The following is a 13,755-nucleotide window of genomic DNA, read 5'->3' on the forward strand; positions in this document are numbered from 1 at the left end:
CCCGCCGCACCCCCACGACTGATACGCCCACCCCCTGACTCGGATCGCGCCGGCTTCGTCCGGCGAAGCAGGAGGCGCTCGGAGTGCGAGGTCGAACGCGTGCGACGCCGTGGACGACGGAGACACCCAATCGGACGAAAAGCCACGAAGTATGCTCGGCAACGGCTGATCGCACACAACGATGGGAGAGGGCATGCCGGAAAGCGCCGGGTTCACAGAGTTGGTGGAGATCACTTCGGAGGCCGAGCTCCGCGAGCTGCTGGGCGATCCGATGCCGAGGGCGGTCACCAAGGAGCGTGTGTCACTGCACGAACGGGACCGGGAGTGGCTGGCCGCCTCGCCGTTCTGCCTGATCGCCACCGCCGGCGCGGACGGGACCTGCGACGTCTCCCCGAAGGGCGACCCGGCGGGGTTCACCCTCGTCCTGGACGACACCACGATCGCGATCCCGGAACGGCCGGGAAACCGCAGGGCGGACGGCTTCCTCAACGTGCTGGCCAACCCGCACGTCGGCCTCATCTACCTGGTGCCGGGCCGTACGGAGACACTGCGGATCAACGGCAGGGCCCGGCTGGTACGCGAGGCGCCGTTCTTCGACCAGATGATCGTCAAGGAGCACCGGCCGCAGCTGGCCCTCATCGTCGAGATCGAGCAGATCTTCTTCCACTGCGCGAAGGCGTTCCTCCGCTCGTCGTTGTGGAAGCCGGAGACGTGGAATCCAGACGTGCTGCCGTCGCACGCGCGGATCGTCAAGAGCGTCCAGCAGACGGAGGAGACGCTGGAGGAGCTGGAGCAGTACTACGGGCCCGGATACGCCACCCGCCTCTACCAGCCGGGTACCCGCCACACTCGTTGACCGCGGGAGGCCGGCCCGTACGGAGGAGCCGTCGGCGCACCAAGGTTGTCCGGCCCCGGGCTTATTGGCTGGACAGCCTGAACGCGCCCATGAAGGATGCGACGCATGACACGCACCGACATGCCCTCGTCCTTCGATGAGCGCACCATGCTGACGACCTTCCTCGACTACGCCCGTGCCACCGTTCACGCCAAGTGTGAGGGGCTCTCGGACGAGAACGCCGCCAGTGCTCCCCTCCCGGGCTCGCCGCTCATGACGATCTCCGGGTTGGTCAGCCATCTGCGCTGGGTGGAGTACTCCTGGATACAGGTCGTTCTCCTCGGCGAGGAGGACGAGGGCCCGTGGACGCGCGAGGACCCCGACCGCGAGATGCGGATCGGCCCGGACTTCCCGATCGCCCAGCTGCTGGCGGAGTACGAGGCCCAGTGCGCCCGTTACCGCGAACTGGTGGCGTCCATGGAGCTGGACACCCTGGCGAAGCGCCCGGTCCGGGACGGCAAGCACGTCGAACTGCGCTGGATCATCATGCATCTGATCGAGGAGACCGCCCGGCACAACGGGCACATCGACATCCTCAGGGAGATGGCCGACGGCGTCACCGGCGACTGACCCCGTCCCAATGCGTGCTCACGCGCTGACGGTCACTTCTCCGGGGTGGAGAAGCGCGAGCGGATGCCGGTGACGCGGCGCAGGATGTCCCACCAGAAGGGCGCGCCGAACAGCAGCGCGATCAGGGTGATGAGATAGCCGGGCCAGTGGGCCGGGGACGACACCCGGCTCCACCAGTCGCCGCCGCGCCACGTCCAGGCCGGTCCGGCGTCGGCGCTCATGTCGACCGCGACCGGCGCGTGCGTGAAGATCTGCACGAACGCCGGCGTGCTGAGCACCTCGGTCACGCAGGAGTACGTGTCCTGGCCCGCCTCGCACCGCTCCTTCAACGGTGCCAGCGCGTCGGGGCCCGACTGGGCGAACGCCGCCACCGAGCTGCGGTAGGCGCTGTCGTTCAGCAGCGACTTGCCGTACTCCAGGGCGTCCATGCCGAACAGGACCGTGACGGTGAGGCTGAGCACGGCGATCACCCAGCGGACGTACCTCCGGTAGAGAATCGTCAGCCGCTCCATCTCGCCGTCGAACCAGTCCTCGACACCCTTGCGGAACGCGTCGACGTCGTGGGACGCCCGGTCCCATACGGCCTTGAGCGGCCGGTAGAGCGGACTCTTGAGCGTGTCGAGGTCCCGCATCATCCGCTCGACGCCGCCCATGTCGGTGGCGATCTCCATCATCGCCACGGCGAAGCGGGAGGGAGGGATCTGGGCGATGTTCGTCCTGCCCCGCGTCGAATGGTCGATCTCCTGCAGCCGCTCGTGGAGGAGCTCGGCCAGGGACTTGCCCTCCCCCGCCGGAACCACCGGCTGAGTCCCTGAATCAGTCCCTTCCGGAACTCCCGCCTGTGCCCCCGCCTGAGCCGGGTCGGCGGACGAGGAGGGGGATGGGGATGGGGATGGTCCGGTCTCCTCCGGGTCCGCCTGTCCCGGCCCGTGCGCCGGGTCGGCGAGCCCGACGCCGGCGATGTCCGGTGTCGCGATCCCCTGCGTCGAGAGGACGGCGAGGCCCGACAGGCCGTGGGCCGGTGCCGCCGTCAGATCCCCCGTCTTGTCCGCCGTCAGATCCGCCGTCAGATCCGCCGTCATGCCGGCCGTCATGTCGGCGGCGACGGCCTCGGCGGCGACCGTGCCGGGAGCGGGCGCGAGCGGCGGGCTCTCCACCGGTGCGGGCTGGGCGCTGAAGGCCGGTCGCGGATCCCGGCCGAACGGCAGCATGGCGAACACCCCGAGCACGGTCGCGGGCAGCCTGGACCGCCCCGTGCCGGACTGCGGGAGCAGGTCGGCCAGGCGGTTCCGCAGCCAGCGCCCGACGCCCTTGAACCGGTCGAGCGCGCGCATCAGGCACCGGAGCACCGCCGGAACCTTGCCTGCGACCTCCGCGCCGTCGAGCGTGTCGCGCAGGTACGCCCACAGGAACTTGCTACGGATGCCGAGCAGCCGGACGATGCCCTCGTTCAGGCCGCTGACCAGCAGCGACAACAACAGGAAGGCGAGCACCAGGCCGAGGGCGAGGTCGGTGTAATACGAGATCACAGAGATCACCGGGAATCTACAGCGCGGAGGCCTTCAGGCCGGGGGGGGAACACGGAACGGTCGTGTACGTCGATCTCTTCACGAAGGGGAGGACGCCAACCGGACTGTTGATACACCCGCGTGTCGTCGGGGCGCAACGGACTCGGCACATCACGGCACGCGTCACCGCCGCACCAGAAAGATCACGCGGTCCGGCCCTGACGATCAGTCCTCGTAGAACACGCGCTCCGCGACCGCCCTCGCCCGGCGGGTGACGCGGCGGTAGTCCTCGATGAAGTCCTCGGAACCGTCCGGCGGGTAGCCGAGCGCCCGCGCGATCAGCGCCCGCTCCTTGACGGCCGTGGGGATCATGTCCCCGGCGCGGCCCCTGACGAGCATGATGGCGTCCCTGATCCGGGAGACGAACCGCCAGGCCCGGTCGAGGGCGGCCTCGTCCTCGCTCGACAGCAGTCCCTCCGCCACGGCGGCACGCAGCGCGTCGAGCGTCCGCGTCGTACGCAGCGCGGGTACGGCTCCCGCGTGGCGGAGCTGGATGAGCTGGGCCACCCACTCCACGTCGGAGAGCCCGCCCCTGCCCAGCTTGGTGTGCAGGGCGGGGTCGGCGCCGCGCGGCAGCCGTTCGGCCTCCATCCGGGCCTTCAGCTTGCGGATCTCCCGTACCGCGTCGGCCGGGATGCCCTCGGCGGGGTACCGTACCGGGTCGATCATGTCGATGAACTCGGCGCCGAGCGCGGCGTCCCCGGCACAGAACCGGGCCCGCAGCAGCGCCTGGGCCTCCCAGTGGGACGACCAGCGGTCGTAGTACGCCTTGTAGGACGCGATCGTCCTGACCAGCGGCCCCTGCCTTCCCTCGGGACGCAGCCCGGCGTCCACCAGCAGCGGCGGATCGGGGGCCTGCAGGGCGAGCAGCCTGCGCAGCTCCTCGGCGACGGCGTGGGCCGCGTCCGTCGCCTCCCGGTCGGCGGCTCCCGGCAGCGGCGCGTGCACGAACATCACGTCGGCGTCGCTCGCGTACGAGCTCTCCATGCCGCCCAGCCGGCCCATCGCGATCACGGCGATCCTGGTCGGGGGCACCTCCCGCCGCTCGACGCTCACCTTGTTGATCGCGGCGTCGAGCGCGGCCTGGATGGTCACGTCGTTCAGCGCGGAGAGCGCCTGCCCCACCTGCTCGATGTCGAGCAGTGCGGACAGATCCGCGCACGCCGTACGGAGCAGTTCCCTGCGGCGCAGCGCGCGGACCGCGGCGACGGCGGTCTCCGCCTCCTCGCCGTGCCTGTCCACCGCCGCGGCGGCCTCGCCCGCCAGGGCCGCTGCGGGCCGTACGGCGAGCTCGGCGTCGGAGCCGAGGATCGCGACGGCGTCGGGCGCGTGCAACAGCAGCCCGGTCACGTAGCGGCTGGTCCCGAGCAGCCGGGCGAGCCGCTCGGCGACGGCGGTCTCGTCGCGCAGCAACCGCAGGTACCACGGGGTGGCCCCGAGCTTGTCACTGATCTGCCGGAACCCGAGGAGGCCCGCGTCCGGATCCGGGGCGTCGGCGAACCAGCCGAGCATGACCGGCAGCAGGGTGCGCTGGATCGCGGCCCGGCGGGACACTCCGCTGGTGAGGGCGGCGATGTGGCGCAGCGCGCCTTCGGCGTCCGTGTATCCGAGCGCTTCGAGCCGGGCCGTGGCCGCCGCGGTGGACAACCGCGTCTCGGTCTCGGGCAACCGCGCGACGGCCTGGAGGAGGGGCCGGTAGAACAGCTTCTCGTGCAGCCGCCGCGCCTCCAGCGCGTGCCGCTTCCACGTGGTCGTGAACTCTCCGACGGGATCGCTCGTCATCCCGAGCCCGCGCCCGATCCTGCGCAGGTCGGCGATCTCCGACGGCACGACGTGCGTACGGCGCAGCCGGTGGAGCTGGATCAGGTGCTCGACCTGGCGCAGGAAGGTGTACGCCTCCGCGAGCGCCTTGGCGTCCTCCCGCCCGACATATCCGCCTCTGGACAGGGCCGCGAGCGCGGACAGCGTGGCCCGGCGACGCAACAGCGGGTCGGATCGCCCGTGCACGAGCTGGAGGAGCTGGACCGCGAACTCGATGTCGCGCAGGCCGCCCGGCCCGAGCTTGATCTGGCGTTCGGCGTCGCCGGCTCTGACCTGGGCCTCCACCCGGCGGCGCATCGCCTGCACGTCCTCGACGAAGTTGTCCCTGGCCGCGGCCTGCCAGACCAGCTCGTTGACCGCCGCGACGTACTCCTGGCCGAGCTCCAGGTCTCCGGCGACCGGCCTCGCCTTGAGCAGCGCCTGGAACTCCCAGGTCTTGGCCCATCGGCGGTAGTACGTCAGGTGGCTGTCGAGCGTACGGACCAGCGGGCCCATCCTGCCCTCGGGACGCAAGCCCGCGTCGACCTCCCAGAGGGAGCCCTCGGGGGTGCTCTCCGAACAGGCCCGCATCATGGTCTGGGCCAGCCTGGTCGCGATCTGCAGCGCCTTCGTCTCGTCGGCGCCGTCCCCTGGCTCGGCCACGAAGATCACATCGACGTCGGAGATGTAGTTGAGCTCCCTCGCGCCGCACTTGCCCATCCCGATGACGGCGAGCCGCACGTCACCCGCGTCGGCGACCTCGGCGCGCGCGATGGTCAGGGCGGCGTCGAGCGCCGCGCCGGCCAGGTCGGACAGCTCGGCGGCGGTCTCCGCGAACGAGGACTCCCTCATCACGTCGCGTGCCGCGAGGTGGAGCAGCCTGCCCCGGTACGCCACGCGGAGCGCCTCGATCGCGGCCCGGTGGTCGTTCGGGAACGGGGAGACCGCGGCCGACAGTTCCTCCCGCAGTTCGCGGTCGGTGGGCCGGTCCGGGCTCTCGGGGGTGTTCTCCAGGAGCCGCAGGTGCTCCGGGTGCCGGACGACGTGGTCACCGAGGGCGGCGCTCAGGCCGAAGACGCGGAGCAGCCTTGCGCGCAGCGCCGGATCGGCCCGGAACGCGCCGAGGACGCTCGGGTCACGCTCGACCAGGCGGCTCAGCGACGTGAGCGCGAGATCGGGGTCGGCGGTCGCCATCAGGTCGTCGAGCAGGCCGAGGTCGCCGACCGCCTCCGGACCGAGCTCGTCCAGCAGCCGCTCGGCCCTGGCACCGTCGGCGAATCCGAGCCTGGCCAGGCGCCCCGCGGTGGTCTGCATCCGGGAGTCGGCGTTCACCGTGCCTTCTTCCAGCTCGACGTCGATCATCACATCGGCCATCGTGGACGGGCCTTCCCAGCAACGGTACACATGGCGGGAGAAGCCTCCTCGCTAAGATCGGCTCTGGCGCGCCGGACCGCGCGCCGCCCCCGGCGCACACGGTAACCCGTGGGCTTGTGCGCCGTCCTTAGCGGTTTCTCTGCGTAATCAGGCCATCACGCGCTTTGGGCGCGGGCCTCCCGCCTCACGGTGTTCCCGTGAGGCGCTCCCGCACCACCGCGGCGAAGCCCTCGGCCAGCGGGCGCCACGCCGCCTGGAGGTTCGCCTCGCCCTCCTTCACGCCGCGGTCCAGCTCCGCGACGTCCTGATCGGCCAGCTCACCCTCGGCGGTCCAGCTCATGAAGATCTCCGCCGTCGCCTCCGGGTGGAACTGCACCGCCCACGCGGATTCGCCGAGCCGGTACGCCTGGTTGGGGTAGCGCGATCCCGTCGCCAGCCGTACCGCGCCGGGGGGAACCTCGGTCATCGCGTCGTAGTGGTACTGCACGGCCTCCGGCTCCGGCATCGCCTCCGCGACCGGGCCGAACAGCCGGTCACCCGCCGCCTCGGGGAGCAGCTCGACGGAACAGAGCCCGATCTCCAGGCCGTCCGCTCCGCGCTCGACCGTGCCGCCGCACGCGATGGTCATGAGCTGCGCGCCGAGGCAGATGCCCAGCGTCGGGACGCCGCTCTCCACCGCTCCGACGATCAGGCGCCGGACGTCCGGCAGCCAGGCGCACCCGTCGTCGTCCCACGCCGACGGTGATCCGCCGAGCACGACCAGCCCGGCTCCGGGGTCCGTGGGGACGGCCTCTCCCCGGTGGGGCCGGACGATTTCGTATCCGATCCCCGCGTCCTCCAGCCAGCCCGCGAAGAATCCCAGGCCCGCGCCGACCTCATGCTCGATCACGACGACACGTTCGCTCATGCCGACGAGCATAAGGGGGAAGAAATTACACGTCTGTCACTGGACGTACCTTTTGTGGTGTCGCTGCCGTACAGTGCCGGGAACAGTGCCGGAAAGATCTTTCATTGCAGGAGGAGCCGATGCGGTTCGACGAGGTCGCGGTACCGGGTGGAAAGCTGCGGATCGCCACGTTCGGCGAGGGACCGCGCCAGATCATCGCGGCGCACGGCATCACCGCCTCTCTCATGGCCTGGCGCGCGGTGGGCGAGGCGCTCCCGGCCGGATGGTCGCTGGTCGCCGTCGACCTGCGCGGGCGCGGCCACAGCGCGGACGTCCCCGGCCCGTACGGCCTGCCGCGGCACGCGGAGGACCTGGACCTCGTCGCCGAGCACGTCGGCGCGGACGACACCGCGGTGCTCACCGGCCACTCGATGGGCGCGTACGTCGCCGCCCTGCACGGCGCGAGGCGTGACTACTCCAGGGTGGTCCTGATCGACGGCGGGCTTCCGCTGCCGATGCCGCCGGGGGCCGATCCGGACGCGGTGCTGGAACTCACACTCGGCCCCGCCATCGCGCGGTTGAGCCAGACCTATCCGAGCGTGGACGACTACATCGGCTTCTTCAAGGTCCACCCGGCGTTCGCCGGAGGCTGGTCTCCCCTCGTGGAGGAGTACGTACGGTACGACGCGACCGGCCCGTCCGACGCCGTCAGGTCCCGCGCCCAGGAGGACGCCGTACGGCAGGACGGCCGGTGGCTGCTGACCGGCGCGGAGGAGATCGGCGCGGCGCTGGAGAGCATCACGGTGCCGCTCAGCCTGCTGCGGGCGCCGCGCGGCCTGCTGAACCAGGACGTCGGGATGCTCCCCGACGATCTCGCCGCGCACTGGACCGGCCGGCTCCCCGGTCTCAAGGACGAGGTCGTCGAGGACTGCAACCACTACACGATCGTCTTCGACGACCGCTGCGTCCGTACCGTCGTGGACCGGCTGACCACCGGCTGACCACCGTTCGGGAGGACCGCCCTCGGGAAGGCCCGCCCGGGAAACGGACGGCGGCCCGTGGTCTCACCCGCTCTCGCGGGGACCACGGGCCGCCGGACGCTCGTCGGGCCGGATGCCACCGGCTCAGGCGCGCGGAACGATCCAGGTGGCCTTGGCGGCGGCGACCAGGGTGCCGTCCACCTCGTAGACCGCGCTCTCGCCGAAGAGCTTGCGCCCCTCGCGGCCCGAGACCCGGCCGACCACGGAGTACCTGCCGAGGGGGTAGACCCGGCGGTAGACCTGCGCGGTCAGGCGGCCGAGGAGGGCGGACTGGCCCGGCTGGGGGTGGTCGTCCGGCGACGCGTCCGGCCCGCCGAAGTGCGCCCAGAAGGTCACGCAGTCGAGGGCGGACCAGATGATCGAGTCGGGTACGACGCCGTCCTCGTCGGTCACGTTGACCGGGACCCGCCAGCCGGCGGCGACGGCGCCGGCCTCCGGGACCGGGCCGGGGAAGATGCGCAGGCCGTCGCCCGGCTCGCGCAGCCCGCAGGCGAAGCATCCGGCGATGGCGTGCCCGCGCAGACCGGCGAAGCCCGCCTCGGCCCGCGCGGCGTCGGTGAACGGCACGAACGGCGGCGGCGTCAGGTGCTCGGCGACCGGAATGGCCTCGGCGAGATGCCGCTCGGCGTCGCCGAGGGCGAGGGTGTTGCCCACGTGCGCGACACCGAGCTCCGTCTCCAGCGGCACCGGTCTATGGAGGGTGACCTCGACGGCCGAGTCATGACCCACGCCGGTCAGCAGACCGGACAGCGTTCCCGAGATCCAGCCGCCGTTGGCTGTTCCCTCGGGGCCCCGGAAGCGCTCCGGAACGGTCAGAACGGTCTGCAGCCCGGCAGCCGTCGTCATGCAACACCCTCCAACGCTACGTACCAATTACGGTCCATCCGCATCAGTCGTAACCAACTATCCGATTTTACGCTTCTCCGATTAAGAGAAGTTAAACAGACCCGGATGTCGGCCATGTTGGCCGTGCGTGACGGAACGATGACGCAACGGATCCCCCGCGCCGACCGGGTCGTGACGCGAGGTGACGACGCCGGCCGGCCGTCAGAGGATCGGGAGGTACCGTCCGAGTTCGAACTCGGTGACCTGGCGGCGGTACTCGCTCCACTCGCTCCGCTTGTTGCGGAGGAAGAAGTCGAAGACGTGCTCTCCCAGCGTCTCGGCCACGAGCTCGCTGTGCTCCATCACCGAGATCGCCTCGTCCAGCGACTGCGGCAGCGGCTGGATGCCGAGCGCCCTGCGCTCGCCGCTGGTCAGCGCCCAGACGTCGTCCTCCGCGCCGGGCGGCATGTCGTACCCCTGCTCGATGCCCTTGAGCCCGGCGGCGAGGATCACCGCGAAGGCGAGGTAGGGGTTGCACGAGGAGTCCAGCGACCGGAACTCGATGCGGGTCGACCCGCCCTTGTGCGGCTTGTACATCGGGACGCGGACCAGCGCGGACCGGTTGTTGTGGCCCCAGCAGATGTAGGAGGGCGCCTCGCCGCCAGCTCCGGCGATCGCCTCGGCGCCGCCCCACAGCCGCTTGTACGAGTTGACCCACTGGTTGCAGACCGCGGTGATCTCGGCGGCGTGCCTGAGAAGGCCGCCGATGAAGGACCGGCCGACCTTGGAGAGCTGGTAGTCGGCGCCCGGCTCGTAGAAGGCGTTCCTGTCGCCCTCGAACAGCGACATGTGGGTGTGCATGCCGGAGCCGGGGTACTCGGTGAAGGGCTTGGGCATGAAGGACGCCCAGACGCCCTGCTCCAGGGCGACCTCCTTCATCACCAGGCGGAAGGTCATGATGTTGTCGGCCGTCGTCAGCGCGTCGGCGTACCGCAGGTCGATCTCCTGCTGGCCGGGAGCCCCCTCGTGGTGGCTGTACTCCACCGAGATGCCCATCGACTCCAGCATCATGATCGCGTTGCGGCGGAAGTCGTGGCCCGCGCTGTGCGGCGTGTGGTCGAAGTAGCCGCCCTCGTCCACCGGCATGGGCCGCTCCCCGCGCTCGGGCCGGTCACGCAACAGGAAGAACTCCACCTCGGGGTGGGTGTAGAAGGTGAACCCCATGTCCGCGGCCTTGGCCAGCGTGCGCTTGAGCACCCAGCGAGGGTCGGCGTGCGACGGCGACCCGTCCGGCATGAGGATGTCGCAGAACATGCGGGCCGCCCCCGGCGACTCGCTGCGCCACGGCAGGATCTGGAAGGTGGACGGGTCCGGCTTGGCCAGCATGTCGGACTCGTAGACGCGCGAGAAGCCCTCGATCGCCGACCCGTCGAACCCGATGCCCTCGGCGAAGGCCCCTTCGAGCTCGGCGGGCGCTATCGCCACCGACTTGAGGAAGCCGAGCACGTCCGTGAACCACAGCCGGATGAACCGGATGTCGCGCTCTTCGAGCGTGCGGAGCACAAATTCCTGCTGGCGGTCCACGGCGTACCCCTCGGAAACTACACGTCTGGTCTCGTACCAGTGTGCCCCCTGCGTGTTTCGCCTGCATTACGAGGGAACGGCACACCGCCGTTGATCGGTCGTTCATTCGGAGGCGATCCGCGGCCGTTACGGTGCCCGTGATCAACGTGCCGGTTGAAGGGCGGTGGCCGTGCGCGAGCCAGGGGCCGGGGAGCCCATGAGTGACGAACCTGACACCGGAGACCATGGGAACGTGGCGTCCCGGTACATGCGAGTGCCCGAATCGTGGGCCAGGGCCGCGGCGGTCACGATCGCCGTCGTGTCGGCCTGCCTCGAACTGACCGACGTCTGGGTGACCGCGCGACTCCCGCGGCCGTCCTACACGCCGCTGCCGTTCGCACCCGAGGACATGGCGGGCACCGCGTTCCCGCTGTTCGGGGCGTTGCTGGTAATCGCCAGGCCGCGGCTCGTGCTCGGCTGGCTGCTCTGCCTCGGAGGACTCGGCGCCGCCGTCAACATCCTCAGCCTCAACGTCGCGGCCCTGATCGTCCAGAACGGCGGGCATCCGTCGGTCCCCGCGATCGTGCTCTTCGCGCACGCGGTCTGGTGCCTGACGACGTACGCGCTGGGCGTCCTGCTGCCGCTGCTCTACCCGACCGGCCGCATCCTGTCGAAGCGCTGGTGCATCCCCGGAGGGTTCGCCGCGGCCGCCCTCGTCCTCGGATGGGTGTGCGACCTGATCGGCCCCGCGACCCCGCTGACCGGGCACAACCCGTGGGCGGTGGCCGCGTTCGCGCCGTACCACGAGGTGGTCGCCCGGGTGCTGGACGGCGCGGTGACGGCCGGGATGGGGATGGCCCTCGCGTCGCTGGCCGTGCGGTTCCGGCGGGCCGGCCCGGCCGAGCGCCGCCAGATCCTCTGGCCGCTGGCGGCCTTCACCGGTCTCATCGTCCCCTGGCTGGTCGGCGATCCGATCTGGTGGGCGGCCTCGTTCACCATCCCGCTGGTGCCCGCCGCCATCGCGGTCGCCGTCCTGCGCTACCGCCTGTACGGCATTGACACCCTGATCAGCCGCGCCCTCGTCGGCGCCGGGCTGGTCGGCGTCGTGGCCGGCGTGTACATGCTGGCGAGCGCCGCCTCCAGCCTGTTCCTGTCCGAGGTGGACCGGCTGGCCGGGCTGGCCGCCGCGCTGTTCGCCGGGACGTTCTTCCACCCGCTCAGGCACGGTCTCCAGCGCCTGGCCGACCGCATGCTGTACGGCTCGCGCGGCGACCCGATGACGCTGGCCGCCGAGCTGCGGCGACGGCTCCAGCAGGCCGACCCCGCGCACGGCCTGCTCGCCTGCCTGGACGTCCTCAGGGAGGGCCTGTCGGTCACCGGGATCGCGGTGGAGATCGACGGGACCACCACGACCTCGGGCGAGGCCGGCCGGGTGGCCAGGGAGATCCCGCTGGTCTGGCATGGCGAGCCGGTGGGCCTGATGCTGGTCGGCCCGCCGGGCAGGCGCCGCTTCCCCGCCGCCCACGACGAGCGGGTGATCGCGGTGCTGACGCCGTACGTCGCCGACGCCGCGCACGCGATGCGCCTGACCACGGCGCTCCGCCGGTCCCGGGAGCGCATCCTGACCGCGCGTGAGGAGGAGCGCCGGCGGCTGCGCCGGGACCTGCACGACGGCCTCGGCCAGACGCTCACGTCGATGGCGATGACCATCAACATGGCCAGGCTCACCCTGCGGACCTCGCCGGAGGGCGCCGACTCCCTGCTGCGCGAGCTGCGCGCCGGCATGGACATGGTCACCGCCGACATCCGGGAACTGGTGTACGGCCTGCGGCCCCCGGCGCTCGACGACCTCGGGCTGGCGGGAGCCGTACGGGCGCTGGCGGAGGCGGCGGGCCCCGGCCTCGCGGCGGACGTCGAGGTCGAGGGGGATCTCACGGGGCTGCCGGCCGCGGCGGAGGTGGCGGCCTACCGGATCGTGCAGGAGGCGCTGACGAACGTACGCAAGCACGCGAGCGCCGGACGGGTGCGGGTTTCGCTGCGCCGCGACGGCGAGCTGCGCGTGGTGGTCGCGGACGACGGCGTGGGACTTCCCCGGGACCGGCGGTCGGGCGTGGGCATGTCGTCGATGATGGAGCGCGCCGCCGAGCTGGGCGGAACCTGCGCCGTGACCTCGGAGCCGGGGCGGGGCACCACCGTGACCGCCCGGCTTCCCGTCGATCGTCAGGCGCTGCTCACCAGGGCGTCTCCGATGGGTGTGCGCCGGTAGAGCACCTCCCTGCCCATCCGCCGCCGGGTGACGAGGCCGCCGCCGGACAACACGGAGAGGTGCTGGCTCACCGCGCCCGGCGTGAGCTCCATCCGGCGGGCCAGCGCGGAGGTCGAGGCCGGCTCCTCCAGCGCGGTGAGGATGTCCGCGCGGGTCCGGCCGATGAGCGCGCCGAGCCCTCCGGGGGTGCACGGCCGCCCCGACGTCCACAGATTTCCGACGCCCCGCGCCGGATAGTAGACCAACGGCTGGTACGGCTCGTGCATCATCGCGACGCCGGGCCAGTAGAAGGCGCTCGGCACGAGGAGCAGGCCGTCTCCGGAGATCGGGCCCGCGAAGTCGTGGCACTTGTCGATCATCAGCCGGTCGCCGTGCCAGGTGACGGCCTCGTGCAGATCGGCGAAGAGCTCACGCACTCCCCCGGTCGCGAGGATGCGCGAACGCCACATGACGTCCGCCTCGAGCAGGCCGTAGACCTTCGGCCAGAACTCCTCGAAGGCCAGCCTCCAGTAGGCCCGAAGCGTGTCGGCCACCCGCTGGATGCCGGCCTCCGGGTCCTTCGCGAACCGCCGGAGCGTCTCCGGGTCGGAGGAGCGCACGCAGGCCACTTCCTCGGCCGCGGTCCGCGGCCGCGTGCGCCGCACCGTCTCGAGCTCGACGGCGAAGTCCGGGAGCGGCGTGTCCGGCGGCGGCGTCAGGAAGTCCGGAAGGTATCCCCGCATGGGGACCAGCGCGAACAACTCGGTGAGGTCCAGCCCGGCCAGGCGGGGCCGTACGACGCGCAGCCACGGCAGGTGGAGCGAGTGCCCGGCCGGGTCGCGCAACACCCGCAGGCTCGACACGACCTCCCACAGAGGTGAGAACGCGAACCTCAGCCGCGCCACGTCTCCCGGGCCGAAGCGCCACTCGATCGTCATGTCCGGCCCCTTCTCGACTTCCCCGGCGGAACGCGGCTTTTAGTCCAGGCT

General features: G+C 71.4%; 10 protein-coding genes. 4 read left to right on the forward strand and 6 right to left on the reverse strand.

Translation table 11 applies throughout. The annotated features are described in order from the left end of the window. Window positions 1-193 precede the first annotated feature (193 nt). Window positions 194-856, forward strand: coding sequence for a pyridoxamine 5'-phosphate oxidase family protein (locus IMZ11_RS25125; RefSeq protein ID WP_228644808.1), 663 nt, complete (start codon window positions 194-196; stop codon window positions 854-856). Between the two features lie 105 nt (window positions 857-961). Beyond that, a complete protein-coding gene (locus IMZ11_RS25130; protein WP_228644809.1) occupies window positions 962-1,465 on the forward strand; it encodes a DinB family protein in 504 nt (167 codons plus the stop codon). Between the two features lie 32 nt (window positions 1,466-1,497). Here the strand turns inward: IMZ11_RS25130 and IMZ11_RS25135 are convergent, their stop codons facing one another. The 3 genes from IMZ11_RS25135 to IMZ11_RS25145 form a co-directional block, all read right to left on the reverse strand. Continuing rightward, a complete protein-coding gene (locus tag IMZ11_RS25135) occupies window positions 1,498-3,003 on the reverse strand; it encodes a hypothetical protein (protein ID WP_228644810.1) in 1,506 nt (501 codons plus the stop codon). A 195-nt stretch (window positions 3,004-3,198) separates the two neighbouring features. Then, complete coding sequence (locus IMZ11_RS25140) at window positions 3,199-6,195, reverse strand: bifunctional [glutamine synthetase] adenylyltransferase/[glutamine synthetase]-adenylyl-L-tyrosine phosphorylase (protein WP_228644858.1); 2,997 nt, start codon at window positions 6,193-6,195, stop codon at window positions 3,199-3,201. A gap of 196 nt (window positions 6,196-6,391) precedes the next feature. Beyond that, window positions 6,392-7,114, reverse strand: coding sequence for a type 1 glutamine amidotransferase (locus IMZ11_RS25145; RefSeq protein WP_228644811.1), 723 nt, complete (start codon window positions 7,112-7,114; stop codon window positions 6,392-6,394). Window positions 7,115-7,233: 119 nt separating this feature from the next. Between IMZ11_RS25145 and IMZ11_RS25150 the strand changes: the two genes are divergently transcribed. Continuing rightward, window positions 7,234-8,094, forward strand: coding sequence for an alpha/beta hydrolase (locus IMZ11_RS25150; RefSeq protein ID WP_228644812.1), 861 nt, complete (start codon window positions 7,234-7,236; stop codon window positions 8,092-8,094). 123 nt (window positions 8,095-8,217) lie between these two features. Here the strand turns inward: IMZ11_RS25150 and IMZ11_RS25155 are convergent, their stop codons facing one another. Further along, complete coding sequence (locus IMZ11_RS25155; protein ID WP_228644813.1) at window positions 8,218-8,979, reverse strand: hypothetical protein; 762 nt, start codon at window positions 8,977-8,979, stop codon at window positions 8,218-8,220. 201 nt (window positions 8,980-9,180) lie between these two features. Next, window positions 9,181-10,542, reverse strand: a complete 1,362-nt coding sequence (locus IMZ11_RS25160) for a glutamine synthetase family protein (protein ID WP_082776950.1) — start codon at window positions 10,540-10,542, stop codon at window positions 9,181-9,183. A 196-nt stretch (window positions 10,543-10,738) separates the two neighbouring features. Between IMZ11_RS25160 and IMZ11_RS25165 the strand changes: the two genes are divergently transcribed. Continuing rightward, the gene (locus tag IMZ11_RS25165) at window positions 10,739-12,787 is read left to right on the forward strand and encodes a sensor histidine kinase (RefSeq protein ID WP_228644814.1); all 2,049 of its coding nucleotides are present in this window, start codon (window positions 10,739-10,741) and stop codon (window positions 12,785-12,787) included. Here IMZ11_RS25165 and IMZ11_RS25170 read toward each other — a convergent pair. Continuing rightward, window positions 12,742-13,704, reverse strand: a complete 963-nt coding sequence (locus tag IMZ11_RS25170; RefSeq protein WP_228644815.1) for a DUF5937 family protein — start codon at window positions 13,702-13,704, stop codon at window positions 12,742-12,744. The genes IMZ11_RS25165 and IMZ11_RS25170 overlap by 46 nt on opposite strands. Window positions 13,705-13,755: the final 51 nt, after the last annotated feature.

It is taken from the genome of Microtetraspora sp. AC03309, assembly GCF_020826795.1.
Taxonomy (GTDB): Bacteria; Actinomycetota; Actinomycetes; order Streptosporangiales; family Streptosporangiaceae; genus Microtetraspora; species Microtetraspora glauca.